The sequence below is a fragment of the Bradyrhizobium monzae genome (genome assembly GCF_021458635.1).
Lineage (GTDB): Bacteria > Pseudomonadota > Alphaproteobacteria > Rhizobiales > Xanthobacteraceae > Bradyrhizobium.
In genome coordinates, this window is the sequence record NZ_JAIRDQ010000001.1 from 549,696 (window position 1) to 574,248 (window position 24,553).

General features: G+C 63.6%; 21 protein-coding genes and 1 riboswitch. Of the genes, 11 read left to right on the forward strand and 10 right to left on the reverse strand.

Features of this window, described 5'->3' with window-relative positions; all coding sequences use genetic code 11:
- Positions 1–32: 32 nt before the first annotated feature.
- Complete coding sequence (locus tag K3F49_RS02875) at positions 33–1,232, reverse strand: TrmJ/YjtD family RNA methyltransferase (RefSeq protein ID WP_234679383.1); 1,200 nt, start codon at positions 1,230–1,232, stop codon at positions 33–35.
- A 287-nt stretch (positions 1,233–1,519) separates the two neighbouring features.
- On the opposite strand from K3F49_RS02875, the gene K3F49_RS02880 reads away from it, so the two are divergent.
- The 4 genes from K3F49_RS02880 to K3F49_RS02895 all read left to right on the forward strand — a co-directional run bounded on the left by K3F49_RS02880 (position 1,520) and on the right by K3F49_RS02895 (position 6,439).
- The gene (locus K3F49_RS02880) at positions 1,520–3,247 is read left to right on the forward strand and encodes an alpha/beta hydrolase family protein (RefSeq protein ID WP_234680560.1); all 1,728 of its coding nucleotides are present in this window, start codon (positions 1,520–1,522) and stop codon (positions 3,245–3,247) included.
- Between the two features lie 218 nt (positions 3,248–3,465).
- Positions 3,466–4,677 carry an NADP-dependent isocitrate dehydrogenase gene (locus K3F49_RS02885; RefSeq protein ID WP_234679384.1) on the forward strand — a complete coding sequence of 404 codons (1,212 nt, stop codon included), beginning with the start codon at positions 3,466–3,468 and terminating at the stop codon, positions 4,675–4,677.
- A 98-nt stretch (positions 4,678–4,775) separates the two neighbouring features.
- The gene (locus K3F49_RS02890) at positions 4,776–5,282 is read left to right on the forward strand and encodes a DUF3455 domain-containing protein (protein ID WP_234679385.1); all 507 of its coding nucleotides are present in this window, start codon (positions 4,776–4,778) and stop codon (positions 5,280–5,282) included.
- Between the two features lie 122 nt (positions 5,283–5,404).
- The gene (locus K3F49_RS02895; RefSeq protein ID WP_234679386.1) at positions 5,405–6,439 is read left to right on the forward strand and encodes a hypothetical protein; all 1,035 of its coding nucleotides are present in this window, start codon (positions 5,405–5,407) and stop codon (positions 6,437–6,439) included.
- Positions 6,440–6,479: 40 nt separating this feature from the next.
- Here the strand turns inward: K3F49_RS02895 and alaS are convergent, their stop codons facing one another.
- Positions 6,480–9,161 (reverse strand): alanine--tRNA ligase, encoded by a 2,682-nt coding sequence (gene alaS, locus K3F49_RS02900; RefSeq protein ID WP_234679387.1) that lies wholly within the window; start codon positions 9,159–9,161, stop codon positions 6,480–6,482.
- Positions 9,162–9,394: 233 nt separating this feature from the next.
- Positions 9,395–9,483, forward strand: a riboswitch (glycine riboswitch).
- A gap of 146 nt (positions 9,484–9,629) precedes the next feature.
- Between alaS and gcvT the strand changes: the two genes are divergently transcribed.
- From gcvT to gcvP, 3 genes are read left to right on the forward strand one after another with little or no spacing between them, the layout of a single operon-like run.
- Complete coding sequence (gene gcvT / locus K3F49_RS02905; protein WP_234679388.1) at positions 9,630–10,778, forward strand: glycine cleavage system aminomethyltransferase GcvT; 1,149 nt, start codon at positions 9,630–9,632, stop codon at positions 10,776–10,778.
- 11 nt (positions 10,779–10,789) lie between these two features.
- Entirely contained in the window at positions 10,790–11,158 is a 369-nt protein-coding gene (gcvH, locus tag K3F49_RS02910) for a glycine cleavage system protein GcvH (protein ID WP_234679389.1), read from the forward strand.
- Between the two features lie 17 nt (positions 11,159–11,175).
- Entirely contained in the window at positions 11,176–14,043 is a 2,868-nt protein-coding gene (gene gcvP, locus K3F49_RS02915; protein WP_234679390.1) for an aminomethyl-transferring glycine dehydrogenase, read from the forward strand.
- Between the two features lie 126 nt (positions 14,044–14,169).
- Here the strand turns inward: gcvP and K3F49_RS02920 are convergent, their stop codons facing one another.
- The 4 genes from K3F49_RS02920 to recA all read right to left on the reverse strand — a co-directional run bounded on the left by K3F49_RS02920 (position 14,170) and on the right by recA (position 17,877).
- Entirely contained in the window at positions 14,170–15,147 is a 978-nt protein-coding gene (locus K3F49_RS02920; protein WP_234679391.1) for a hypothetical protein, read from the reverse strand.
- Between the two features lie 57 nt (positions 15,148–15,204).
- Complete coding sequence (locus K3F49_RS02925) at positions 15,205–15,693, reverse strand: hypothetical protein (RefSeq protein ID WP_234679392.1); 489 nt, start codon at positions 15,691–15,693, stop codon at positions 15,205–15,207.
- Between the two features lie 10 nt (positions 15,694–15,703).
- The gene (locus K3F49_RS02930; protein WP_234679393.1) at positions 15,704–16,684 is read right to left on the reverse strand and encodes a hypothetical protein; all 981 of its coding nucleotides are present in this window, start codon (positions 16,682–16,684) and stop codon (positions 15,704–15,706) included.
- Positions 16,685–16,788: 104 nt separating this feature from the next.
- A complete protein-coding gene (recA, locus tag K3F49_RS02935) occupies positions 16,789–17,877 on the reverse strand; it encodes a recombinase RecA (RefSeq protein WP_234679394.1) in 1,089 nt (362 codons plus the stop codon).
- 1,031 nt (positions 17,878–18,908) lie between these two features.
- Here recA and K3F49_RS02945 point away from each other — a divergent pair.
- The gene (locus K3F49_RS02945; protein ID WP_234679396.1) at positions 18,909–19,076 is read left to right on the forward strand and encodes a hypothetical protein; all 168 of its coding nucleotides are present in this window, start codon (positions 18,909–18,911) and stop codon (positions 19,074–19,076) included.
- Positions 19,077–19,958: 882 nt separating this feature from the next.
- Entirely contained in the window at positions 19,959–20,147 is a 189-nt protein-coding gene (locus K3F49_RS02950; protein ID WP_148751438.1) for a hypothetical protein, read from the forward strand.
- A 28-nt stretch (positions 20,148–20,175) separates the two neighbouring features.
- On the opposite strand, the gene K3F49_RS02955 is transcribed toward K3F49_RS02950, so the two are convergent.
- Both K3F49_RS02955 and K3F49_RS02960 read right to left on the reverse strand, forming a co-directional pair.
- Complete coding sequence (locus K3F49_RS02955; RefSeq protein ID WP_234679397.1) at positions 20,176–20,430, reverse strand: hypothetical protein; 255 nt, start codon at positions 20,428–20,430, stop codon at positions 20,176–20,178.
- A 99-nt stretch (positions 20,431–20,529) separates the two neighbouring features.
- Positions 20,530–20,826, reverse strand: coding sequence for a hypothetical protein (locus tag K3F49_RS02960; protein ID WP_234679398.1), 297 nt, complete (start codon positions 20,824–20,826; stop codon positions 20,530–20,532).
- A 347-nt stretch (positions 20,827–21,173) separates the two neighbouring features.
- Here K3F49_RS02960 and K3F49_RS02965 point away from each other — a divergent pair, with 347 nt between their 5' ends.
- On the forward strand, positions 21,174–21,638 hold the full coding sequence (locus K3F49_RS02965; protein WP_234679399.1) for a PaaI family thioesterase: 465 nt from the start codon (positions 21,174–21,176) through the stop codon (positions 21,636–21,638).
- Positions 21,639–21,755: 117 nt separating this feature from the next.
- Here the strand turns inward: K3F49_RS02965 and K3F49_RS02970 are convergent, their stop codons facing one another.
- Positions 21,756–22,049 carry an HdeA family protein gene (locus tag K3F49_RS02970; RefSeq protein ID WP_234679400.1) on the reverse strand — a complete coding sequence of 98 codons (294 nt, stop codon included), beginning with the start codon at positions 22,047–22,049 and terminating at the stop codon, positions 21,756–21,758.
- A gap of 182 nt (positions 22,050–22,231) precedes the next feature.
- On the opposite strand from K3F49_RS02970, the gene K3F49_RS02975 reads away from it, so the two are divergent.
- The gene (locus tag K3F49_RS02975; RefSeq protein WP_234679401.1) at positions 22,232–22,474 is read left to right on the forward strand and encodes a PilZ domain-containing protein; all 243 of its coding nucleotides are present in this window, start codon (positions 22,232–22,234) and stop codon (positions 22,472–22,474) included.
- A 44-nt stretch (positions 22,475–22,518) separates the two neighbouring features.
- Here K3F49_RS02975 and K3F49_RS02980 read toward each other — a convergent pair whose 3' ends face one another.
- Complete coding sequence (locus tag K3F49_RS02980; protein WP_234679402.1) at positions 22,519–24,552, reverse strand: pyrroloquinoline quinone-dependent dehydrogenase; 2,034 nt, start codon at positions 24,550–24,552, stop codon at positions 22,519–22,521.
- Position 24,553 lies beyond the last annotated feature (1 nt).

Below are 24,553 nucleotides of genomic sequence, written 5' to 3' on the forward strand. Positions count from 1 at the left end.
GCGCATCGGGGTAGTTAGTTGCGGGTCCGGGCTCAGGTCGATTGCGCAATCACCCCCTCGAGCCGCACCAACTCGGCCTCGATATCTCGCTCGACATCGGCGGCCCGGATCTCCATCACCCGATAGTCCCGCGCCTCCAGCCACGTCCGCCTTGCCGCACGATCAGCAGCAATCGTCTCACCTTCGCCCGGGTTGACCAGCTCGATCGCGATCCGGTGCGGGAAGGAAACGAAGTCCGGGATGTGGCGGCCGACCGGGGTCTGGCGCTTGAACCCACCTGCGAAGCGGCGATCACGTGTCAGTGCCTGCCAGAGCAGGCGCTCGGCATCGGTCGGGTTGCGACGGAGCAGGCGCGCGAGCCCGCGCACGGTCGAGCCGCTGTCGGGCACGCCGCCGCCCTGCCCGTGCTCGGCCAGCAGCGCGCGCAGACGCGTGGCCTGCTCGCCGTCGAGCACGCCGCCCTTGGCCGGGCCCTTGCGGCCTTCCGCGATCGCCATCACCACCCCGTGGAGGGTGTGCATGTCCTGTTTGGTCGGCTCCATCCGGCTAAAGATGTTGCGCAGATTGACGAGCATGGTGTCGCGCTTCTCTGCGGGCCGCAAAAACTCGACGCGATCAAGCTCGCGGATGAGGTTGTCGAAGAAGGCCTGCATCTGATGTTGCGAGGCGCGTTCGGAACGCTCCGGCATGGCGTGCGGCAGCTCGCCCGAGGTCGCCCGCTTGAACCATTCGTAGCCGACCAGGAGCACGGCCTGGGCGAGGTTGAGCGAGGCAAAGCCGGGATTGACCGGGAATGTGATGATGCGGTTGGAGAGCCCAACCTCTTCGTTGGTCAGGCCCCAGCGCTCGCGGCCGAACAGGATGCCGGCCTTGCCGCCGGTGGCGACGTGCCCCGAAATCTCGGCCGCGGCGGCCTCGGGCCCCACCACCGGCTTGGCCTGGTCGTGGGGGCGCGCGGTCGTGGCGAACAGCAGATCGAGATCGGCGACGGCCTCGCCGACCGTGTCGAACAATTCCACCTTTTCCAGAATGTGGTCGGCGCCGGCGGCCGCCCGCTGGGCGGCGATGTTGGGCCAGCCGTCGCGCGGGTTGACGATGCGCAAGCGGCTCAGGGCAAAATTGCCCATGGCGCGCGCAGCCATGCCGATGTTTTCCCCGAGCTGCGGCTCGACCAGGATCACGATGGGACCGTCGAGGGCGAGGCCCGCCTTGGTCTTGTCGGTGCCGGACATCTCATTCCACTTTCTGCTTTAGCCTTCGGCTTCCGAAGAGCTTGAACGTCTGTCCGAAGACGCTGATCCAGACCTTCATCGATGCGGCCCGCCCGTCTTCCGCGCGGCGCAATTTCTCAAGGGAGATAACAGGGTTAGCGCCGTTTGCGAAACCGCAATCGCACCTCAATTGGGGACGATTTCACCGCTCGGCTTGCGCGCGCATTGCTTTCGGATATGGCTATCAACCACAACTAAAGCGAAGCCGAAAGAGCAGAGCTAAAGTCGCAGTTCAGGGGGGAATCGTGATGCGCGGTCGATGGACGTTGGCAATTCTGGGAGCGGTCTTGATCGTGGTGGGCGGCCTCGTCGCCCATCTGACGCAGACCGCCGGCGGCATCCGGATCCAGGATGTCAGGTTCAAGGGCGCCAAGGGCAACACCATGAGTGCCCTGCTCTACATCCCCCAAAATGCCACCGCGCAGACCCCGGCACCGGGCATCCTCGCCGTTCACGGCTATATCAACTCGCGCGAGACCCAGGACGGCTTCGCCATCGAATTCGCCCGCCGCGGCTATGTCGTGCTGGCGCTGGACCAGACCGGCCATGGCTATAGCGACCCACCCGCCTTTGCCAACGGCTTTGGCGGCCCTGACGGCCTCGCTTATCTGCGCAGCCTCGACATCGTCGACAAGGCCAATATCGGCCTCGAGGGTCACTCGATGGGCGGCTGGACGGTGCTGGCCGCAGCCACCGCGATGCCAAATGACTACAAGTCGATGGTGCTGGAGGGCTCCTCGACCGGCAAGCCATTTGCGGCCGACGGCACCACGAGCTGGCCGCGCAATGTGGCGCTGGTGTTCGCCCAGTACGAGGAATTCTCCATCCTGATGTGGGGTGTCGATCTCGCCCGCGATGTCACCAAGAGCCCCAAGCTCTGGGCAATGTTCGGCACGCAGGGGCCGGTCGAGCCGGGCAAGGTCTATGGCGACCTGGCGGCCGGGACCGCGCGGGTGCTGTACACGCCCGCGATCACGCACCCGGCCGAACACATCTCGCACGAGGCGATCGGCTACAGCCTCGACTGGTTTGCCAACACGCTGCAGGGCGGCACGCCGCGGCCGGCCGACGACCAAATCTGGTTCCGCAAGGAGCTCGGCACACTGATCGCGTTTGCCGGTTTCGTCGCGCTGTTGATCGGCACTTTCGACGGCCTGCTCGAGGCGCAGATGTTCTCCCGTCTGCGCCTGCCCACGGTCGCCGACGGCACCATGCCGCCGCATCATGCCGCCACCGGCCAGCGCTGGGTCGCGGCGTTCATCCTGTCCGCCTTCATCCCGGCGCTGACTTACTACCCGGCCTTCGCGCTGGGCGGCAGCTTCGTGACGCCGACGGCATTCCTGCCGCAGGGCATCACCAATCAGATCCTGGTCTGGGCCATCATCAATGGCCTGATCACGCTGGCGCTGATGCGCTTGGCCCCGAAGCGCACTGCCCGGACCGGACTGGTTGGCCAATCATTGGCGATCGCGATCGCTTCGGTCGCAGTCGGCTATGCCGCGCTGTGGCTCGCCGACCTCGCCTTCAAGATCGACTTCCGCTTCTGGATCATCGCGCTGAAGCTGATGAACCCGAAGCAGTTTGTGATCTTCCTGATCTACTTGATTCCGTTCACGGCGTTTTTCGTCGTGGCGCTGCACGTGCTGCACCGGAATTTCTCGACCATGGAGGCGCCGCGGCTCGCGCTCTATGTGACCAATATCCTGGCGCTGACGTTCGGCTTCATCGTGCTGCTGGTCCTGCAATACGGCACCCTCTGGCTGACCGGAAAGCTTTTCAACCCGCTCCCCGACCCCGGCTTCGTGCCGCTCTCGACCATCGTCGCCATCCAGTTCGTGCCGCTGCTCGCGATCGTCGCCGTGATCGCGACCTTTACCTGGCGACGGACCGGATCGAGCCTGCCGGGTGCCTTGATGTCCGGCCTGTTCGTGACCTGGTACATCGTGGCGGGCACGGCCACCCAGGCCGCCTTTTAGAGGCGTTCTCGAACGGCGCCGGTTCGCTCGCGGGACAGGTGCCCAAACAAGGCGCGACAACCGTCATTCCGACCTCAGGGAATGGCGGTTCTCGGCGAAAAGATGGGCTGAAACTGCATAACCGCTCCGCTTCCGCCCGCCCCCGGGCGGTGCTATAGGCGCGGGAGATTTCCACCGCGGCCGTCAAAAGCGCCGTTCCCAAGAAGGCTTCCCCGATCATGGCAAAAATCAAGGTATCCAATCCCGTCGTCGAGCTCGATGGCGACGAGATGACCCGGATCATCTGGCAGTACATCAAGGACAAGCTGATCAACCCGTTCCTGGATGTCGAGCTGCAGTATTTCGACCTGGGCATGGAGTACCGCGACCACACCAACGATCAGGTGACCATCGACGCCGCCGAGGCGATCAAGAAGGTCGGCGTCGGCGTCAAGTGCGCCACCATCACCCCGGACGAGGCGCGGGTGAAGGAGTTCAACCTCAAGCAGATGTGGAAGTCGCCGAACGGCACCATCCGCAACATTCTCGGCGGCGTGATCTTCCGCGAGCCGATCATCTGCAAGAACGTGCCGCGCCTGGTTCCCGGCTGGACCAAGCCGATCATCATCGGCCGCCACGCCTATGGCGACCAGTACCGCGCCACCGACATCAAGTTCCCGGGCAAGGGCACGCTGTCGATGAAGTTCGTCGGCGAGGACGGCACCGTGATCGAGAAGGAAGTGTTCAAGGCTCCGGGCGCCGGCGTCGCCATGGAGATGTACAATCTCGACGATTCCATCATCGACTTCGCCCGCGCCTCGCTGAACTATGGCCTGCTGCGCAACTACCCGGTCTATCTCTCGACCAAGAACACGATTCTGAAGGTCTATGACGGCCGCTTCAAGGACATCTTCCAGGACATCTACGACCGCGAGTTCAAGAAGGAATTCGAGGCCAAGGGCTTGACCTACGAGCACCGCCTGATCGACGACATGGTGGCCTCGGCGCTGAAATGGTCCGGCGGCTACGTCTGGGCCTGCAAGAACTACGACGGCGACGTGCAGTCCGACACGGTCGCGCAGGGCTACGGCTCGCTCGGCCTGATGACCTCGGTGCTGCTCACCCCGGACGGCAAGACCGTGGAAGCCGAAGCCGCCCACGGCACCGTGACCCGCCACTACCGCGAGCACCAGAAGGGCAAGGAGACCTCGACCAACTCGATCGCGTCGATCTTCGCCTGGACCCGCGGCCTGTCACACCGCGCCAAGCTCGACAACAATCCGGCGCTCGCCAAGTTCGCGAACACGCTGGAGAAGGTCTGCGTCGACACGGTCGAGGAAGGCTACATGACCAAGGACCTCGCGCTCCTGGTCGGCGCCGACCAGCGCTGGCTCTCGACCACCGGCTTCCTCGACAAGGTCGCGGAGAATCTCACGAAAGCGTTGGCGTAAGCCTCCGCATTATTCTCGCCCGATCGGGGTTAGACATGATTATGGGCCGCGCGCAGGCGCGGCCCATTCATTTTGACCCCATCGTGCGGAGGCCTCCCATGACCATCACCAAGTTCGCCGTCCCCTGCCTGTTGCTGCTCGCCGCCATGGCCGGGCCCGCCTCCGCGGCCGAGGCGCTGCCCGACGCCATCACTGCCGCCGGCGAGAGCGTCGTCCTGAGCGTCCACGCCGAGGGCGCGCAGGTCTATGAGTGCAAGCTAGGCGCCGACGGCAAGCTCGCCTGGGCGTTTCGCGAGCCGATCGCGACGCTGCTCGTAGAGGGCAAGACCATCGGCCGGCACTATGCCGGGCCGAACTGGGAGTACGCCGACGGCAGCGCCGTGGCCGCCAAGGCCTCAGGCAACGCGCCGGGTGCAACGGCTGCCGATATTGCCTGGCTGAAGCTGGAGGTCACCACCCATCGCGGCAGCGGCGTGCTGACGCCGGTCACCACGGTCCAGCGCATCAACACCCATGGCGGCAAGCTCGACGGCGCATGCGACAAGGCCGGCGAGTTCAAAAGCGCGCCGTATTCGGCCGAGTACGTCTTCCTGAAGAAGGGCTAGGGCCGCCATCAGCCGGTTGGTAAACGCATCCTATCGGCAGGCCGGGACAACCGCGCCTGCCTCTTTACCGCGCTCTCATGAACTACATCTAAGAGTTGTCCCCAGGTTCAAGGAACAACTCCGTGACGGCCAATCTCCTTCTCTTCTTAACTGCCGTTGCCCTGATCCCGTACGCGATCCCCGCGCTGATGCCGACGTGGCGCTGGTGGCTGGGCGTGACGTGCATCTTCGGCGCCATGATAGCCGCATTGTGGATCGAGCATTGGATCGTGTCGTCCCGCCTCGACTACAACGAGGGCCCCGGCGGCGGAATCGGAGTGGCATTCTGGGCGCTCGTGACCACCGGATTCGCAACCGGCGTTGTCGTCCGCGGCTGTACCCTGCTGTTCGCGGCTTACGGACTCCGGTTGCGCTACCTGCTCGCGATCGGCATTTTGGGATTTGCGATCGTGCCCGCCCTCATCGTCGTCCCGACCTGGTGGTATGACTGGAAGATGCGGCCCGCCTCCGAGGCTTGCCGCAGCACAACGTTCCACGTGACGATTGCCAACGGTGTTCTTTCAATTCCTGCCGCATCCTTTTGGAACATCTATCTCGGCAGGACTTCCAGCCGTGATGCGTACTACCTCGAGCAGAAGGTCAGCCTGCGGGAGTTCTGCGACGTGAACGATGATGGCAAACGTCCCGTCAAGGCCACGAACATGTGGCTCAAATTGCGCAACTTCGGCCTGGTGACACCAGCGCTTTGCACGGGCGCAGTCGCGGATTGGGCCAAGACCTATTGCGATGCTCACGCTGCTGCCAAGCGTGGCGGAGACAACAAGCTCGACTTCCCGACCAACATCTATGTGTTTGCGCCGGACGAGGTGATCCTAGGTGAGTTCGGAGGGACACGCTCGACCTACCAGGATTCCCTCAAGACGGCATCGCAGTCAGGCGACGTCTACATCACGTCGGACGCGCCTTCCGGGAAGGAGCCCCTCACCTTTCGCTGCCGCCAAATTAACCCCGGCTATTGGTGTGGCGCATTCTATCCGTGGCGCGACGGCGCACATCTCGGCTACACGTTCCAGTCGGCTCGTGAGGAGATTGCCGCGCGCGGAGGCCGGATGGACGCTGAAACACGCAAGTTCCTGTCGGGCTTTGACTCGCACTGACTTATCGGAGCGGAGCCTTCAGGCCGCTCCGCATGCATCCTTACGCGCCTGCCATGGCTTTTTCGATCGCCGCGAGCGCCTCGGACGCCTTGGCGCCGTCGGGGCCGCCGGCCTGCGCCATGTCGGGCCGTCCGCCGCCGCCCTTGCCGCCGAGCGCTTCGGAGGCGACCTTCACCAGATTGACCGCATTGAAGCGCGAGGTGAGATCGGCGGTCACGCCAACCACGACGCCGGCCTTGCCGTCCTCGGTGACGCCGATGATCGCGACCACGCCGGAGCCGATCTGCTTCTTGCCGTCGTCGGCCAGGCTCTTGAGATCCTTCATCTCGATGCCCTCGACCGCACGCGCCATCAGCTTCACGTTGCCGACCTCGCGCACACCGGAAGCTGCACCATTGCTACCGGCCGACGCGCCGCCGCCCATCGCGAGCTTCTTGCGGGCGTCGGAGAGCTCGCGCTCGAGCTTCTTGCGCTCCTCCATCAGCGCGGTGATGCGCGCCGGGACGTCTTCGATCGAGGTGCGGAGTTCGCTCGCCGCCGTCTTCGCCAGCGCCATGGTCTCGTTGGCGTGTTTTCGCGCGTAGTTGCCGGTTAAAGCCTCGATACGGCGGACGCCCGAGGCCACCGCGCTCTCGCCGGTCAGCGTGATCAGGCCGATATCACCGGTGCGCCGCACATGGGTGCCGCCGCAGAGCTCGACCGACCAGCCGAGCGCATTGACGCCGCGCTCGCGCGCGGTCTTGCCCATCGAGACGACGCGGACCTCGTCGCCATACTTTTCGCCGAACAGCGCGCGCGCCCCGGCCTCGCGGGCCTCGTCGACGCCCATGACGCGGGTGGTGACCTCGTCGTTCTCCAGCACCACGTCGTTGGCGATGTCCTCGACGCGGGCAAGCTCCTCTGCCGTGATCGGCTTCGGATGCACGAAGTCGAACCGCAGACGATCCGGCGCAACCATCGAGCCGCGCTGGGCGATGTGATCGCCGAGCACCTGGCGCAGCGCCTCGTGAATGAGATGCGTCGCCGAGTGATGCGCGCGGATCGACGAACGCCGGCCGTGATCGACCTCGAGCTGCAGCGCCGTGCCGACCTTCAGTTCGCCGCTCTCCAATGTGCCGACGTGTACGAAGAAATCGCCGAGCTTCTTCTGCGTGTCGGTAACGCGGAACTTGATGCCGCCCTCACCCGTCAGCACACCGGTGTCGCCGACCTGGCCGCCGGACTCCGCGTAGAATGGCGTCTGGTTCAACAGCAGCGCGCCGGTGTCGCCAGCTTTGAGGTGGGCTACTTCATGGCCGTCCTTCACCAGCGCGGAGACCACACCTTCGGCGCTCTCGGTCTCGTAACCCAGGAATTCGGTGGCCCCGAGTTTTTCGCGCAGCGGGAACCAGATCGCCTCGGAGGCCGCTTCACCGGACCCCTTCCAGGACTCGCGCGCCTTGGCCTTCTGCCGCTCCATGGCGTCAGTGAACGAGGCCTGGTCGACGCCGATGCCGCGCGACTTCAGCGCGTCCTGGGTCAGGTCGAGCGGGAAGCCGTAGGTGTCGTACAGCGTGAAGGCGACGTCGCCGTCGAACATGTCGCCCTTCTTCAGGGACGCGCTCTTCTCGTCGAGGATCGCGAGGCCGCGCACCAGCGTCTTGCGGAAGCGGGTCTCTTCCAGCCGCAGCGTTTCCTCGATCAGGTTTTCCGCGCGCATCAAATCCGGATAGGCCTGGCCCATCTCGCGAACCAGCGCCCAGACCAGGCGATGCATCAGCGGTTCTTTCGCGCCCAGCAGCTGCGCATGGCGCATCGCGCGGCGCATGATCCGGCGCAGCACATAGCCGCGGCCCTCGTTCGAGGGCAGCACGCCATCCGCAACCAGGAAGGCGGAGGAACGTAAGTGGTCCGCGATGACGCGGAACGAGGCGACGGTCTGCTCGTTCGGCCCGTGGCCCAGCGCCGACGACGTCGCATCGATCAGGTGACGGAACAGATCGGTCTCGAACACGCTGTCGACGCCCTGCATGATGCAGGCCATGCGCTCCAGTCCCATGCCGGTGTCGATCGAGGGACGCGGCAGATCCACACGCTCCTCTTTCGTCACCTGCTCGTATTGCATGAAGACGAGATTCCAGAATTCGAGGAAGCGGTCGCCGTCCTCGTCCGGCGAGCCCGGAGGGCCGCCCCAGATGTGATCGCCGCGGTCGATGAAGATCTCGGAACACGGGCCGCACGGACCGGTGTCGCCCATCGCCCAGAAATTGTCCGAGGTCGGGATCCGGATGATGCGGTCGTCGGAGAAGCCTGCGATCTTCTTCCAGAGCCCGTGCGCCTCGTCGTCGGTGTGGTAGACGGTGACGAGCAGCTTGTCCTTGTTCAGCCCAAAGTCCTTCGTGATGAGCTTCCAGGCCAGCTCGATCGCGCGCTCCTTGAAATAGTCGCCGAACGAGAAGTTGCCGAGCATCTCGAAGAAGGTGAGATGGCGCGCGGTGTAGCCGACATTGTCGAGGTCGTTGTGCTTGCCGCCGGCGCGCACGCATTTCTGTGACGTGGTGGCGCGCTGATAGGGCCGCTTCTCGACGCCGGTGAAGACGTTCTTGAACTGCACCATGCCGGCATTGGTGAACATCAACGTCGGATCGTTGCGCGGCACCAATGGCGAGGACGACACGATCTCGTGGCCGTTCTCGGCAAAGAAGTTCAGAAAGGTCGACCTGATCTCGTTGACGCCGCTCATGTTCATCCAATCGGGTGTGCTTGGACCCGCTTCCCAGCCATCCAAACCGCGCGTTTGGGCTGATATCTGCGGGCCAGAGCGCTTTTAGACAAGGCCAGCTTCGCTGTCCAGAAACTGTGCAGAGAGATCAGAGGGTTGCCGCAGTCGCGCAATCCCGCTGCAATCCCGTTGAAAGCCGCAAAGGGCGCGTTGACAGGCTTGGCCGGGCTGTGGTCTGTACCCATCTGTATCGTACGGCCACGTCGGGAGAGACCGGCTTCACTGCCGGCGCCGAAGGAGCAACCGCCCCGGAAACTCTCAGGCAAAAGGACCGCGTGGCTTTGACGACATCTGGAAAGAGGCGCCGACGGGCTTAAGGTCCGGACTGCGTCCGCCGACGGGATAATACTCTCAGGCACAGCGACAGATGGGGCTTCGACTGGTGTCCGCCGGGGAATCGTCCCCGGGGAACCGCCGAGGACCCCTGCGATGCCAGTGCGCGACGACGATAAGTCCCTTAGACGTACCCCCCTCTACGACCTTCATGTGACGCTGGGCGGCAAGATGGTGCCGTTCGCGGGCTACGACATGCCCGTCCAGTACCCCGCCGGCGTCCTGAAAGAGCACCTCCATACCCGCAGCCAGGCCGGCCTGTTCGACGTCTCCCACATGGGCCAGATCGCGCTTCGTCCGAAATCGGGCAAGGTCGAGGACGCCGCCCGCGCGCTGGAGCGGCTGGTGCCGCAGGACATCGTGGCGATTGCACCGGGGCGGCAGCGCTACGCCCAGTTCACCAATGCAAATGGCGGCCTTCTGGACGATCTGATGGTCGCCAATTTCGGCGATCATTTGTTCCTGGTCGTCAATGCCGCCTGCAAGGAAGAGGACGAGGCGCATCTGCGCGCAAATCTCTCCGAGACCTGCATCATCGATTCGCTCGCCGATCGTGCACTGATCGCGCTGCAGGGCCCGAAGGCCGAAGCTTCGCTGGCGAAATTGTGTGCAGAGGCGCCCGCCATGACGTTCATGGATGCCGGCCCGCATGTGGTCGCCGGTCTCGCCTGCTTCGTCTCGCGCTCGGGCTATACCGGCGAGGACGGCTTTGAGATTTCGGTGCCCGCGGCCGATGCCGAGCGCCTTGCCAGGACGCTGCTGGACAATCCCGACGTGATGCCGATCGGCCTCGGCGCCCGCGACAGCCTGCGGCTGGAAGCCGGGCTCTGCCTCTACGGCCACGACATCGACACAGAAACCACGCCAGTCGAAGCCGCGCTGGAATGGTCGGTGCAGAAGAGCCGCCGCACCGGTGGCGCCCGCGCCGGCGGTTTTCCCGGCGCCGAGAAAATCCTGGCTCATTTCGATCACGGCGCATCCCGCCGCCGCGTCGGCCTGCGCACCGAGGGCCGCGCGCCGGTGCGCGAAGGCGCGCTGCTGTTTGCCGATAGCGCGGGCGGCGAGCCGATCGGCAAGGTCACCTCGGGTGGTTTCGGCCCGAGCCTCAATGCGCCGGTCGCGATGGGCTATGTGCCCACAGGCTTAAGCGCGCTCGACACAAAACTCTTTGCGGAAGTGCGCGGGCAACGCTTGCCCGTCACCGTCGCCGCCATGCCCTTCGTGAAAAACACCTACAAACGCTGAGGACCTAAGAAATGACCACGACGCTGTACACCTCTGACCACGAATGGCTGGCGATCGACGGCGATGTCGCAACCGTCGGCATCACCGATTACGCGCAGTCGCAGCTCGGCGACGTCGTGTTCGTCGAGCTGCCCAAGGTCGGCCGCAGCCTGAAGAAGGCCGAAGCCGCCGCCGTCGTGGAATCGGTGAAGGCCGCCTCCGACGTCTATGCGCCCGTGACCGGCGAAGTGCTCGAGACCAACGACGCGCTCGCCGCCGAGCCCGCGCTGGTGAACTCGGACGCGCAAGCCGCGGCCTGGTTCTTCAAGATCAGGATTGCCGACAAGAGCGAGCTTGGCGGCCTCATGGATGAAGCCGCCTACAAGGCCCACACGGCTTAAAGACGATGGAGCAAGCGATGACCGCGCACCGTAAATCCAGCGGCGACACCGCCGCCACTTTCGTTCGCCGCCACATCGGCCCCTCGGCGCGCGATGTCACCGCAATGCTCGAAACTGTCGGCGCCAAGAGCGTCGACGCGTTGATGTCGGAAACGCTGCCGGCCTCGATCCGGCAGGCCGCCTCGCTCGATCTCGGCAAGGCGCTGAGCGAGACCGAGGCGATTGCACATATGGCCGAGCTCGCGCGCCAGAACCAGGTCTTCACCTCGCTGATCGGCCAAGGCTATTCCGGCGCGATTTTGCCTGCGGTGATCCAGCGCAACATCCTGGAAAACCCCGCCTGGTATACGGCCTACACGCCCTACCAGCCAGAGATCAGCCAGGGCCGGCTGGAAGCGCTGTTCAATTTCCAGACCATGATCTGCGATCTCACCGGGCTCGACGTCGCCAACGCCTCGCTGCTCGATGAGGCGACTGCCGCGGCCGAAGCCATGGCGCTCGCAGAGCGGCACTCGAAGGTCGAAGCCAAAGCCTTCTTCGTCGACAAGGACGTGCATCCGCAGACGCTCGCGGTGATGCGCACCCGCGCCGAGCCGCTCGGCTGGTCGCTGGTCGTCGGCGATCCCCTCACCGATCTCGACAAGGCCGACGTGCTCGGCGCGCTGCTGCAATATCCGGGCTCATCGGGCGCTGTGCGCGACCTCAGGCCCGCGATCGCGGCCCTGAAGGCCAAGGGCGCGCTCGCGATCGTGGCCGCCGATCTGCTGGCGCTGACGCTGATCGCCTCGCCCGGCGAGCTCGGCGCCGACATCGCGATCGGCTCGGCGCAGCGTTTCGGCGTGCCGATGGGCTATGGCGGACCGCACGCCGCCTATATGGCGGTGCGCGATGCGCTGAAGCGCTCGCTGCCCGGCCGCATCGTCGGCCTCAGCGTCGACTCCCGCGGGATGCCTGCCTATCGCCTTGCGCTGCAGACCCGCGAGCAGCACATCCGCCGCGAGAAGGCGACCTCCAACATCTGCACCGCGCAGGTGCTGCTCGCCGTGATCGCGTCGATGTATGCGGTCTATCACGGGCCCGAGGGCCTTGCGCAGATCGCGCGCAATGTGCATCGCCGTACCGCCGTGCTCGCGGCCGGCCTGCGCAAGCTCGGCTTTGCTCCGCCCAGCGAAAGCTTCTTCGACACGCTCAGCGTCGATGCCGGCGCCAGGCGCGCCGAGATCGTCGCGCGCGCGACCGCCGAGACAATCAATCTCGGTGTTGGCCAAAGCGCGTTGCGCATCGCGCTCGATGAAACTACGACCCCCGCGACGGTCGAGGCAGTCTGGCGCGCGTTCGGCGGCCAGCTTTCCTATGCAGAAATCGACGCGACCACGCGCGAGGCCCTTCCGGAGTCTCTGAAGCGCACCACAGCGTTCCTCACCCATCCGGTGTTCCACGCGCATCGCTCGGAGACCGAGATGCTGCGCTATATGCGCAAGCTCAGCGACCGCGACCTCGCGCTCGACCGCGCGATGATCCCGCTCGGATCCTGCACGATGAAGCTGAACGCCACCACCGAGATGATGCCGCTGACCTGGCCGGAATTCGGTAGCCTCCACCCGTTCGCCCCGCGCGAGCAGGCCGCCGGCTACCACGCGTTGTTCGCGCGGCTGGAAAAATGGCTGTGCGACATCACCGGCTATGACGCGATCTCGCTGCAGCCGAATTCGGGCGCGCAAGGTGAATATGCCGGGCTGCTCGCAATCCGCGGCTATCACGCCGCACGCGGCGAGATGCACCGAAAAATCTGCCTGATCCCCTCCTCCGCCCACGGCACCAATCCGGCTTCGGCCGCGATGGTCGGCATGGACGTGCTGGTGGTTGCGTGCGAGGCCAACGGCGACGTCGATGTCAATGATCTCCGCGCCAAGGCGGAGAAGCACTCGAAGGACCTCGCGGCGGTCATGATCACCTATCCCTCGACGCATGGCGTGTTCGAGGAGCACATTCGCGAGATCTGCGACATCGTGCATGGCCATGGCGGCCAGGTCTATCTCGACGGCGCCAACCTCAATGCGCAGGTCGGCCTTAGCAGGCCCGGCGATTACGGCGCCGATGTCAGCCATCTCAATCTGCACAAGACCTTCTGCATCCCGCATGGCGGCGGCGGTCCCGGCATGGGCCCGATCGGCGTAAGAGCGCATCTTGCGCCGTTCCTGCCCGGTCATCCGGCAACGCAGGCGGATGCCCCGGTCGGCCCGGTCTCGGCCGCACCGTTCGGCTCGGCCTCGATCCTGACCATCTCCTACATCTACATTCTGATGATGGGCGGCGAAGGCCTGAAGCGCGCCACCGAGATCGCGATCCTCAACGCCAACTACATCGCGGCCCGGCTCGATGCCCATTTCCCGGTGCTCTACAAGAACGAGAAGGGCCGCGTCGCGCATGAGTGCATCGTCGATCCCCGGCCGCTGAAGACAACGTCCGGCGTCACCGTGGACGACATCGCCAAGCGCCTGATCGACTACGGCTTCCACGCGCCCACCATGAGTTTCCCGGTGCCGGGCACGCTGATGATCGAGCCGACCGAGTCGGAATCGAAGGCGGAGCTCGATCGTTTTTGTGACGCCATGATCGCGATCCGGAAAGAGATCGCCGAGGTCGAGGCCGGCCGCTTCAAGATCGAAGCGTCACCGCTGCGTCACGCCCCGCACACCGTACACGACATCGCCGATGACGACTGGAAGCGCGCCTATGCCCGCTCCGAGGGCTGCTTCCCCGCGGGCTCCTCGCGCACCGACAAATATTGGTGCCCGGTCGGCCGCGTCGACAATGTCTACGGCGACCGCAATCTGGTGTGCTCCTGCCCGCCGGTGAGCGATTACGCGGAAGCCGCGGAGTAAGGCGACGGAGGTTTCGTAGTACGTAGGATGGGTAGAGCGAAAGCGAAACCCATCACTGCCCCGTCCGCTGGCGATAGAAAAACGATGGGTTTCGCTGCGCTCTACCCATCCTACAGTACGCACGCATTACTCAGGCGCAACCAACGATCGGCTTTCGCGATCCCATCGCCACAGCCGTTCGTTGGTGAGTTCGGTACCACCCCACCAGCGATAAATCCGGTTGTGGCGCCACATATCGTCCTCGCGCGCAAAAATTGAACGCCCGAGTTCAGTCAGCGCGACCTTCCACTCGCTCCTGCCGAAGTAGCGGTCCTCATTGTCGAACGCCGGATCGCCCAACAGGACCGCCGGCGCCGAATGTGCGCCCAATTCGAGCAAAGCATCGCACGCGTCGTTTTCATCGAATACATCGCGCATCCACCTCGCCTCGGTGACACGCCTTGGGTCGGTATGCCCCTCGTTCACAAAGTCCAGAATATCCATTTCGGTGGCACCGAGTCCCGTCACACTGTCTGGAAGTTCTTCAAGCAACGCAATGAGCGCCGATCGAAGTCTCGGCAGGATCGCCAGATCCGTCATCAACAGATCGAAACAGGGTTTTGGCGTTTCAGCCCGATAGGCTTGCCAAACGCGGCTCGCCATCACCAAATGGTTGTCGGTCACCTTGAAGGCCGGCAGCTTCCATTTCGCGACAGACTCCGGAGCATAGTTCGCTACCTTGTCATCCGCATGCACCAGGCTCAGCTTCGTCGTGATGTCCTTGTAGGGGCGAAGCAGGTCGAGTAGCCAGACCAGCACGAGTTCATCATTGGGGAGCGGATCGACCCACACTTCGATCGAATCGAACTTTGCACACAGCTCGAAGAAGCCGATATCGCGCGTGCCGAAACCGTCCAACGCGCCGTGACAAACATCATCGAGCCAATGATCCCCAGAATTGCAGTGCTTGGCCGATCGCCGCTCCAGCCCCACCAAGAGCCGCTCCTTGGAAGGCAATTTTGTCCAGACGAAGCGTGGATAGAATCCGAGCGCGATGTTCGCCAAACCCGACTGGCGAAGCGTGTCCTCCGCACGATCGTTCGTTGCCAAGATCAGATGTGACACGACTGCCCCTCAAAATTGATACGCAATACGGGAACATGTTGAGCGAACACGCAGGCATCAGCCAGGCGCGACCAATGAGCGGCCTTCGTGATCCCACCGCCAGAGCCGTTCATTGGTCAGTTCAGTACCACCCCACCAGCGATGGATCGGGTTGTAGCGGAGAGCATCCGCGTTTCCCGCCAGCACCGCCTTCCCGAGTTCAGTCAGCAACAGGCGAGATTGCTTGTACTGGGCGAGACGAACGGAATCGTTGTGCATTTCGAGCGCGAATGGACCTTCCTCAAGCCCATCAGACTCGGACAAAAGCTCGACCAATCCGCGATCCTTCACACCCCATTCTTCGAGGCGCCAGGATGGTGTATCGGCCAACCAATGAACTCCAGGTGGCTGCGTTGTGCGTGCCGCAAAAAATGCATCAAGCTCGGCGTCGGACGGCAGCGGTCCCCAAACAAGCCGGCGCTCGATGGCGATGACGAGATCGGCGAGGCCGGCATGTTGTATCGCCCCGGCGGCGGACGTGTCTGTTGTCAACATGAGGCGCGTCATGCCGGTGACCTCAAGGCTTCGTCAAAGCCGCGCCGTAGCGCCACAGTCGGTCGTTGGTCAGATGCGTACCACCCCACCAGCGATCGATGGGATTATGACGACTGAAGTCTTCCTGGTGAGCCAGGACAGCCTTCCCGAACTCGGTCAGCGAGAGGCGGCTTCGGAGATAGACTTCGTGCCGAGATCGCAAATTCTGAGGATCGATCGTACGAAGTTCGTCGCCCAGACCGGCTACTGCGGGCTTAGGACCGAGTGCGAGCCCTTCCAGCAACGAACCCAAATCGAACTCACCGAACACGTATGTGCGCCGTTGCGAGCGGAGATGGAACAACGCATTCGTGTTGGCATACCAGGCGAGCATCTCCAGAAATCGCATCTCGGTCGCACCGAGTCCTGTCAGAGGAGACGGGAGTTCTGCCAGGAGTTCGAGCAAGGCTGGCCGCAACATCAGCAAGGCACTCAGATCACTCTGAAGGAGATCAATGCAGGCCTCCGGGGTCGGCGCGCGGTAGGCCGACCACGCCAACTTGGCAGTCTCGAACTCCGCTGCACGGACGTCCACGACTGGGATATGGGGCTCGCACTTGGCGAGATCATAATCAGGATCGAACATCAGATCGGAATCCAGCAATCGCAGCCCGAGCTTCTGCGCGAGCGCAGGACAGCTGCTGAGGTGATCGAGCAACCAGACCAGTTGCAGCTGGTCTCGGGGAGTCGCTGCGAACCAGAGTTCGATCGTGTCATACGGCTCGCAAAATTCGGCCAGCGATAATTTGCGACCCTTGGCACCCCGTGGCCAACGAACCCAATCCGACCAGTGTTCGGCCGGGCCAAGATCTGTCGTGTAGGCAGCGAAATAAGCCGAGAGCTTTTCCGCCGGCGGGAGTGGCCCCCACTCAAATTGAAAATGAAACGGTATGACGATCTCGGCCAGACCCGATCGAGCAAGCTCACTGCCGCCGCCCCAGCCAGTCAAGATCAGACGCTTCATCGCACCACCCGACCGCTACAACGCAAAAAGAAACGGGCACTGACGACGTCGGCAACTCAACGTCCTCAGCGCCCGCTCCTCGCGAAAACTTTTGCCGGTCGAGCTTACTCGTCCGCCGGCTCCTCGCCGTCGGCGTCGCGCTCGGGCGCGCCGGCCAGGATTTGCTCGGCGATCAGGCCGGAGTTCTGGCGGATCGAGGTCTCGATCTTGGCGGTGATGTCGGGATTGGCCTTGAGGAACGCTTTCGAGTTCTCGCGGCCCTGACCAAGACGCTGGCTGTCATAGGAGAACCAGGCGCCGGACTTTTCGACAATGCCGGCCTTGACGCCGAGATCAAGGATCTCGCCCATCTTGGAGACGCCTTCGCCGTACATGATGTCGAACTCGACCTGCTTGAAGGGCGGTGCCAGCTTGTTCTTCACCACCTTGACGCGGGTGGTGTTGCCGACCACTTCGTCGCGCTCCTTGATCGCGCCGATGCGGCGGATGTCGAGGCGGATGGAGGCATAGAATTTCAGCGCGTTGCCGCCGGTCGTGGTTTCCGGCGAGCCGTACATCACACCGATCTTCATGCGGATCTGGTTGATGAAGATCACCATGGTGTTGGACTTGTTGATCGAGGCCGTGAGCTTGCGCAGCGCCTGGCTCATCAGACGGGCCTGCAGACCCGGCAGCGCATCGCCCATCTCGCCTTCGAGCTCGGCCTTCGGCACCAGCGCTGCGACCGAATCGATCACCAGCACGTCGACCGCGCCCGAACGCACCAGCGTGTCGCAAATTTCCAGCGCCTGCTCGCCGGTATCCGGTTGCGAGATCAGGAGTTCGTCGATGTTGACCCCGAGCTTGCGGGCATAGACCGGATCGAGCGCGTGCTCGGCGTCGATGAAGGCGCAGATGCCGCCCTTCTTCTGGGCCTCCGCCACCGTATGCAGCGCCAGCGTGGTCTTGCCCGAGGATTCCGGCCCGTAGATCTCGACGATACGGCCCTTGGGCAGGCCGCCGATGCCGAGCGCGATATCCAGCCCAAGCGACCCGGACGACACCGCCTCGACATCCATCGAGCGGTCGTTCTTGCCAAGCTTCATCACCGAGCCCTTGCCGAACTGGCGCTCGATCTGGGAGAGCGCGGCAGCCAGAGCTTTACTCTTGTCCATGGAGGATCCTTCGACGATACGCAGGGCAGTGGTGGACATTGGGTCGTGCTCCTTATGGCGAGGATTCGGGTGCGGGACAAACGATTGGCGGCGGATCGTCGATAAAATCAACGTACACTATTTGTTCTCAGTTCGCAATATGTTCTTTGTGGAATTTGGGCCTCGGCCTATTTCCGAGCGCCGTGGCCTAGTTCGGATTTGCGAGCGGCCTGATTTGCGAGTGTCCACTACGGAACCGACGGACGCTAATCGGCATATTAAAATCAGAAATTCGAACCCACGGTTAGGACCCGAGGTAGCGTCATGCAGACACGCCGACGATTTAAACAGATCGTGTCCCTTGAAGATCGCCTTGCCGAAGAAGCCAGACGTCTCCGCGAAGAAGCCGAGTCACTCCCGCATGGGCCAGTCCGAGATGAGGCCCTGCGCAGGGCTCGCCAAGCCGAAATCGGCTCGCAGATGAGCGAATGGCTGCGGTCCCCAGGGCTCCAGCCCCCAAAGTGACTGATTAGAAACAAATCTCATCTGTGCTAGTTTGTTTCCATCACCGTCCATGATCCCGGGCAACGGTGGCTGAGAGTACTTCAGGCTCCCGCCTGGTTTGAGTGGCGAGCCATGTGTGAGAAGTGCACAGAACTAGATAGTCAGATCGCCCGGTATCGACGGATCAAAGCGAACATCAGCGACCGGCAGATCGAAGCTGCCACGGCCCAGATGATGGCAGAGCTTGAGCTGCAGAAGGTCGCACTTCACCCGCCTGAGAAGTAAGGCCACTCGCTGAAGTGATGCCACTCGCTGACGCGGCCATCCCGTGCATTGAACCTTGGCACGGCGCGCTCAGACACACCGGTATCGGGATTTTACAATCTCCCTCCCGGGGCTGGACAACCGCCGCCTGCGCTTCGTTTAAGCGGGCGGCGTTTTTGTAAGCGGGCGGCGTTTTTGCTTTGCTTGGCCCTCGAAGATGACGCGCATCAAAGACGCGCCGTCATCATTCCGTAATCTTGTGGCACCGAACCTTTCCGCAGGCCCGGACTTGAAACGGAGCCGCCACAATGGGGGATTGGGTCATGACGAAAAATACGCAGCACGATGCTGGCAGGCGCAATTCTCTGCTGGAGGCGGCGCTCGAGGAGATGCGCAAGTTCGAGCGCAAGGAAATCGAGTTCCGCAAAAAGGACCGCGCGGAGCGTGCCGCCGATCTCCGTCTGCCGCTGGACGAGATTAAGGTGCATTAGGAAACGCCAGCCGAAACAGGCTGTTGCCTACTGTGCATGGGGTTGTTTTCGCAAGCTTTGGCGGCACGTGCCGCCAAAGCTGCCGTTACATCAGCGCCAGCAGCACGATGCCGATGACCGCCACCACGAAGCCAGCCGCCGTCGCGGCGGCGAATGACCGCTCTACCTTGTCCATGATGCCACCCCGTTCGCAGCGCGCCACGTTTCCCCCATGGCTTCGCCGCCCGCCAAGTGTCGCCAACGGATGTGTCTGAAGTTGTGCGGGGGGATGTCTGAATTGGGACGCGAGAGCGGCTCTAAACTTAGTTGCCAGCTTCGCACGAGCTTGCGTAAGGCGCCTGTCAGCCGAATGCTCTAGCGTCGCCTTGCCCGGTGGACCAACACCGGGCCTCCATACCCAGTCGACCCCGCTCGGCCCCGAGCGGGGTTTTCTATTTCCGGCGACCGATTGCGCAGCCGATTCATGGAATTCGACTTGTGATCCGATCCGTCCCGGCCTGTCAGGCTGTCGTAAGCTGAACCGGCTACGGTCGTCTGGCTATGGTGTTGCAGCCCAGCACCTCAGCCTCCAATAACCTCCTACCCCGCCCGGCTCTCCCCTGGCGGGGTTTTTTCTTGCGCGCATGGATCCATCGCGCCTGCTCCGCGTATTTGTCCGTGGTTCTCCGACCACGAACAGAGTTCCTGGTTGGGGGCTGAGGCGTGGGAAAACACGTCCATCGGTTCCATCTTTCGGAATCCAATTTCGCTTGTTTCGCGCCACGCGCGTTTGCTGAATTCCGATGAACTATCCACGGCTTAACAGCAATTTTTGCTTGTCGATGGAATATCGCGAGACCCAACATGTTACCCGACATGGCAAGGTGAATCGTGGAGGTGACCATGAATCACAGGGGCGTTGAGTTCACGGTTGCAAAGACGGCGATCCCGGGCGTCTGGCAATGGCAGTTCCGGATCGGCGACGAGACCAAGACGGGCAAGACCGAGACGAAGATCGACCTGCTGGCGATCCGTCGCGTGCAGCTGCGCATCGATCGGGAGCTGAAGGCCATCGGCCGCAAGACGGCCTGAGTCGGCAGGCTGAGAGGCCGGACCAGGGCTAGTCGGCGCTGGGCAGCCGCCGCATGGTGAACTCGATGTCGCCGCCGGGCAATTCGCGCCAGTTCTCGACTTCGCTCATATAGCCGGCCTTGGGATAGCGCGCGAAGAAGGCCTGTGCCCTTGCCCGTGCAGCCGCGCGCGGCAACGTAAAACTCTCGCGCAGATAGCCGTCGCCGCCCTTGCCACCCGCGCCAGCGGCCGGCTTGCGCCGGCGCGCCATCCGCTCGGCCAGATCCCGCGGGCGATCCGCCATATCCTGCCTCCTCAACGCAATACTGCCAGGGAATGTAGGATCAGGGCCGGGCCAAGGGGAGTCCCGAAAAGAGGCGTCGCCCGCCTCCTGGGACCGCGATCAATTGGCGGCCGTACCTGCCTTGGTCTTCTTGGGCGCGCTGGTGGCGGCTGCGGCCTTCGGCGCGGGTTGCTTCGGCGGGTCGGCGCGCATGCCGCCCCAGGGATCGTTGGACGCCTTGGCGTCTGGAATCTTCTTCAACGTATCCTTGTAGGCCCTCTCGCGCGCGGCATCCGCCGCCTTCTCGTCTTCGGTCTTGGAGGGGCCGTCCGCCATCAGATTGATATGGGGCGACTCCTGCGCGAAGGCCGGTCCAGCCACCAGCGCCAGCACCGCCACCATACGGAAAAGCTTCATCATTCACTCCTTGATCATCGATAGAGGGGGCGGACGCTGCCCCCTGACCTTCTTCACGGCTCCGGGCGCCGCTTCAATCCGCTACGGCCGATCCGATCTGCACGATTTCGGCCCGTGGAGCCAGTCGTCCCAGATCGGGCCGCACCTGGTGCAGCCGTTCAACGCCAGGCCAAACGCGGCCAAGCAAATCACAAGGACGCATCGACGCAACATCGTCCACCCGCTCCCAAGCGTGGCATCATATCGGGCGAAGTCGGGCATTTTCAAGCCGACGGCCCCGTGACTTTGCCGCGCCCAAGCGGGCAGAATGAGCGAAACATCCGGCAACGCAGGAGGGAACAACAACCATGCCACCGCAGCCAGACGCCGAGTTCGGCATCACTGAGGCCAGACGCATCCTCGGCGAGGTCTTTGCGCCCTGGGTCCAGGACCTCAACCTCTCCGTCGAGCGCATCGAGCACACCCCGCCCGGCGACGCACCGGACTGGCAGCCGGGCGCGCTGCTCCGCATGCCGTTCTCGGAACGGCTGTGCCGCAATGGCGGGCTGGTTTGCGGCCAGGCGCTGATGGCGCTCGCCGACACCGCGATGGTGATCGCGAACCTCGCCGCCAATCGCGGCTATCGTCCGATGACGACGGTGGACCAGACCACGCATTTCATGCGCGCGGTCTCCTCGTCCGACGTGCTGGCGGATGCGCGCGTGGTGCGGCTCGGACGCACCATGAGCTTCGGCCGCGTCACCCTGCTCTCCGCCACCGACAACAAGGAGGTGGCGATGGTGTCGAGCGCGTTCGCGATGCTGCCCGGCTGAGCATCATCCGAAAAGAAGAGAGCCGCGTGGGCGCAAAGCGCACCGCGGCTCTCGATGACGATCGCATCGAAGCGAGAGACGAGGCGCGATCACGCCTCAGCCGGCACGCTTCCGGAATTACTTGCCGAGAACTTCATCAGCCGCGGTGACGATGCTGACGCTCGGATTCTTTCCGCAATAGGCACCGAACTTCTTGGCATTCTCGATGAATACGTCGGTATCGATGATCGCGTTGTCCTCGTCGCCCTTGTACCAGCCGTCCATCCAAGTCAGCACGACCTGGATGTTGTCTTCGCCGCTCTCGAGGAATTGCTTGCAGGTCATGGTCGAGAGGTCCCACTTGACGGCGTGGGCGGGCATCGACGACAGCGAGAGCGCTGCGGCGAACAGAATCAAAGGCGTGGTCTTCATCGGAATCTCCATCGGCATAACGCCATAAAGGAAGGGCTTGCGGGTAAACGCGGCGGGAGGTGACTCGCCGCTTCAACGTCGTAAACGAAGTCTGAAGCGCCGTGCAAGTAGCGCCAGTATTGAGTTTAGATCAACGCAATTTCTATGCACTATTTTACGATCGTTGTTATGGATTAACGCGGATGATCGAGAAACGTGCAGCGCAACGTCACCGGGTTTTCAAGGGTGGCACGATCACCTTTGAAAATTGCGGCATCGCGTGCACCGTGCGAAACATGTCCGGCAACGGCGCCGCTATTGATCTCGAAAACCCTATCATATTGCCGCAATCGTTCACGTTGTCGATTTCACGCGACAATTTCGTGCGGAATTGCCGCACTGTGTGGCGCAACGACAAGCGCATCGGCCTCGCCTTCGTGCAATAGCGCACACGGTGTGAATGACGGTTCGCAGCACATGCACGCGAACATCACATCGACCTGATACGACGACGTCGACGCCGCCAGCGCAGCCCCGCGACGACCAGCGCGACAACCGCGAGCGCGATCGCCGACGATGCCGCAAGGAATCGCCCTCCGGGGCGATCGATCGTGCGCGACCACAATGACGGCGCTTCACCCGGGCGCGCGAGACGAAACGCGACAAGGCTGTCGCCAATCGAGGTGCCGGCTTCGGAATGACCGCCGGCGCCGATCGCGACATATTGCTCGCCCTTCCAGACATAGGTCATGGGGTTGGCGACGCCGGGCACGGGCAGCCGTCCCTGCCACAACTCTCGTCCATTTCGCGCATCGAAGGCGCGCAAGTAGGCATCCATCGCGCCGGTGAAGACGACACCGCCTGCGGTCACCGCGAGCCCGTTCACCAGCGGCGCACCAAAGGGCAGCGGCACGCCGAGCGGCGCCACATCCTCGGTGGTACCGACGGTCGAACGCCAGAGGATCCTGCCGGCCTTGAGATCAACCGCGACCATTTCGCCCCAGGGCGGCTTGTTGCAGAGCAGGCCGAGCGGCGACATCACCACCGAACGCGACATTGCATAGGGCGCGCCTTTTTGCTGGCCGAAATCATGACCGGGCGGCGGGTTGAATCCGGCCGCCTCAGCGCGCGGGATCAGCTTGACGAGATGAACGGCGCGGCTGGTGTTGGCATAGAGGATCTGGTTGACGGGATCGAACGCCGCACTGCCCCAGTTCACCCCGCCGCCGGTGAAGGGAAACACCAGCGTGCCCTGCGTCGAAGGCGGCGTGAAAAGACCATCGTTGCGTGCCTCTGCGAACTGACGTTCACAGGACGAGCGCCGCAGGCCGGGCAACAGCGAGAGTGCATCGTCGGTCGAGATCGTCTGCGACGTCAGCGCCGGCACATGCGTCGGGAACGGCTGCGTCGGCGAAAGTCGTTCACCCTCGGCACCTCCTTGCGGCACCGCGCGCTCCTCGACCGGCCACACCGGCTTGCCGGTGTCGCGGTCGAGCACGAAGACAAAACCTTGCTTGGTCGGCTGGATCACGACATCGCGCGAGCCCTCACCCGTGTCGATGCGCGCGAGCGTCGGCTGCGCCGGCAGATCGTAATCCCAGACATCGTGATGCACGGTCTGAAATGCCCATCCGAGCTCGCCGGTCTCGATGCGCAGCGCGACAACCGAATTGGCGTGCTCGTTATTGCCGGGCCGCCTGCCGCCCCAGAAATCCGGCGACGGCGAGGACGTCGGCAGGAAGACGAGCCCGCGCGCTGCATCGATCGACATTGCCGCCCAGACATTGGCATGGCCGGCCTCGATGCCGTCGCGCTTGAGCGGCTCGAAGGTCCAGCGCGGCTCGCCGCTGCGCGCGTCGAACGCGCGCACCACGCCGCTCGGCGCATCGACGCGGCGGTTGTCACCGATCGAGGAGCCGACCACGACAACACCGCGGCCGACCGCCGGTGGCGACGTGATCTGGAATTCGCCGGGCCACTCCAGCGGCATGCCGATATCGAGCTTGATCTCGCCGCCCTTGCCGAAATCCGCACAGGGAAGACCTGTCTTCGCATCGAGCGCGATCAGGCGAACATCGTTCGTTCCCATGAAGATGCGCGATCGACACGCGGCGCCTGGAGGTGCGGTGTCGTCGACCCAGTGGGTGACGCCACGGCAGACATAGCGATTGGCTGGACGCTGGTTGATGGCGATCTTCGGATCGTAACGCCACTTTTGCGCTCCCGTGCCGGGATCGAGCGCAATCACCTCGTTGAAGGGCGTGCAGAAGATCAGGCTGTCCTCGACGAACAGCGGCGTCGCCTCGAACTTGGTTCGCCGCATCACCTCGGGCGGACGTGCCGTAACATCGCCTGTGTGAAATTCGAAAGCGCGGATGAGCTGGCCGACATTGTCGGACGTGATCTCGCGCAATGGCGAGAAGCGCGAACCGCCGGGATCGCCACCCCAGCTCTCCCAGGCGACGCAAGGCCGCGCAACCAGCAGAACGACGAGGCCAACCAGATATCGCAGCCGGCCGGCCATC

Bases quoted from the DNA above. Each gene is read 5' to 3' on its own strand.
- K3F49_RS02970 (WP_234679400.1), bottom strand. From the start codon at position 22,049: ATGAAGACCACGCCTTTGATTCTGTTCGCCGCAGCGCTCTCGCTGTCG.
- K3F49_RS02960 (WP_234679398.1), bottom strand. From the start codon at position 20,826: ATGAAGCTTTTCCGTATGGTGGCGGTGCTGGCGCTGGTGGCTGGACCG.
- K3F49_RS02955 (WP_234679397.1), bottom strand. From the start codon at position 20,430: ATGGCGGATCGCCCGCGGGATCTGGCCGAGCGGATGGCGCGCCGGCGC.
- K3F49_RS02980 (WP_234679402.1), bottom strand. From the start codon at position 24,552: ATGGCCGGCCGGCTGCGATATCTGGTTGGCCTCGTCGTTCTGCTGGTT.
- K3F49_RS02950 (WP_148751438.1), top strand. From the start codon at position 19,959: ATGAATCACAGGGGCGTTGAGTTCACGGTTGCAAAGACGGCGATCCCG.
- K3F49_RS02875 (WP_234679383.1), bottom strand. From the start codon at position 1,232: ATGTCCGGCACCGACAAGACCAAGGCGGGCCTCGCCCTCGACGGTCCC.
- K3F49_RS02885 (WP_234679384.1), top strand. From the start codon at position 3,466: ATGGCAAAAATCAAGGTATCCAATCCCGTCGTCGAGCTCGATGGCGAC.
- K3F49_RS02965 (WP_234679399.1), top strand. From the start codon at position 21,174: ATGCCACCGCAGCCAGACGCCGAGTTCGGCATCACTGAGGCCAGACGC.
- gcvT (WP_234679388.1), top strand. From the start codon at position 9,630: ATGCCAGTGCGCGACGACGATAAGTCCCTTAGACGTACCCCCCTCTAC.
- gcvH (WP_234679389.1), top strand. From the start codon at position 10,790: ATGACCACGACGCTGTACACCTCTGACCACGAATGGCTGGCGATCGAC.
- K3F49_RS02925 (WP_234679392.1), bottom strand. From the start codon at position 15,693: ATGACGCGCCTCATGTTGACAACAGACACGTCCGCCGCCGGGGCGATA.
- alaS (WP_234679387.1), bottom strand. From the start codon at position 9,161: ATGAGCGGCGTCAACGAGATCAGGTCGACCTTTCTGAACTTCTTTGCC.
- recA (WP_234679394.1), bottom strand. From the start codon at position 17,877: ATGTCCACCACTGCCCTGCGTATCGTCGAAGGATCCTCCATGGACAAG.
- K3F49_RS02945 (WP_234679396.1), top strand. From the start codon at position 18,909: ATGACGAAAAATACGCAGCACGATGCTGGCAGGCGCAATTCTCTGCTG.
- K3F49_RS02930 (WP_234679393.1), bottom strand. From the start codon at position 16,684: ATGAAGCGTCTGATCTTGACTGGCTGGGGCGGCGGCAGTGAGCTTGCT.
- gcvP (WP_234679390.1), top strand. From the start codon at position 11,176: ATGACCGCGCACCGTAAATCCAGCGGCGACACCGCCGCCACTTTCGTT.
- K3F49_RS02880 (WP_234680560.1), top strand. From the start codon at position 1,520: ATGCGCGGTCGATGGACGTTGGCAATTCTGGGAGCGGTCTTGATCGTG.
- K3F49_RS02890 (WP_234679385.1), top strand. From the start codon at position 4,776: ATGACCATCACCAAGTTCGCCGTCCCCTGCCTGTTGCTGCTCGCCGCC.
- K3F49_RS02975 (WP_234679401.1), top strand. From the start codon at position 22,232: ATGATCGAGAAACGTGCAGCGCAACGTCACCGGGTTTTCAAGGGTGGC.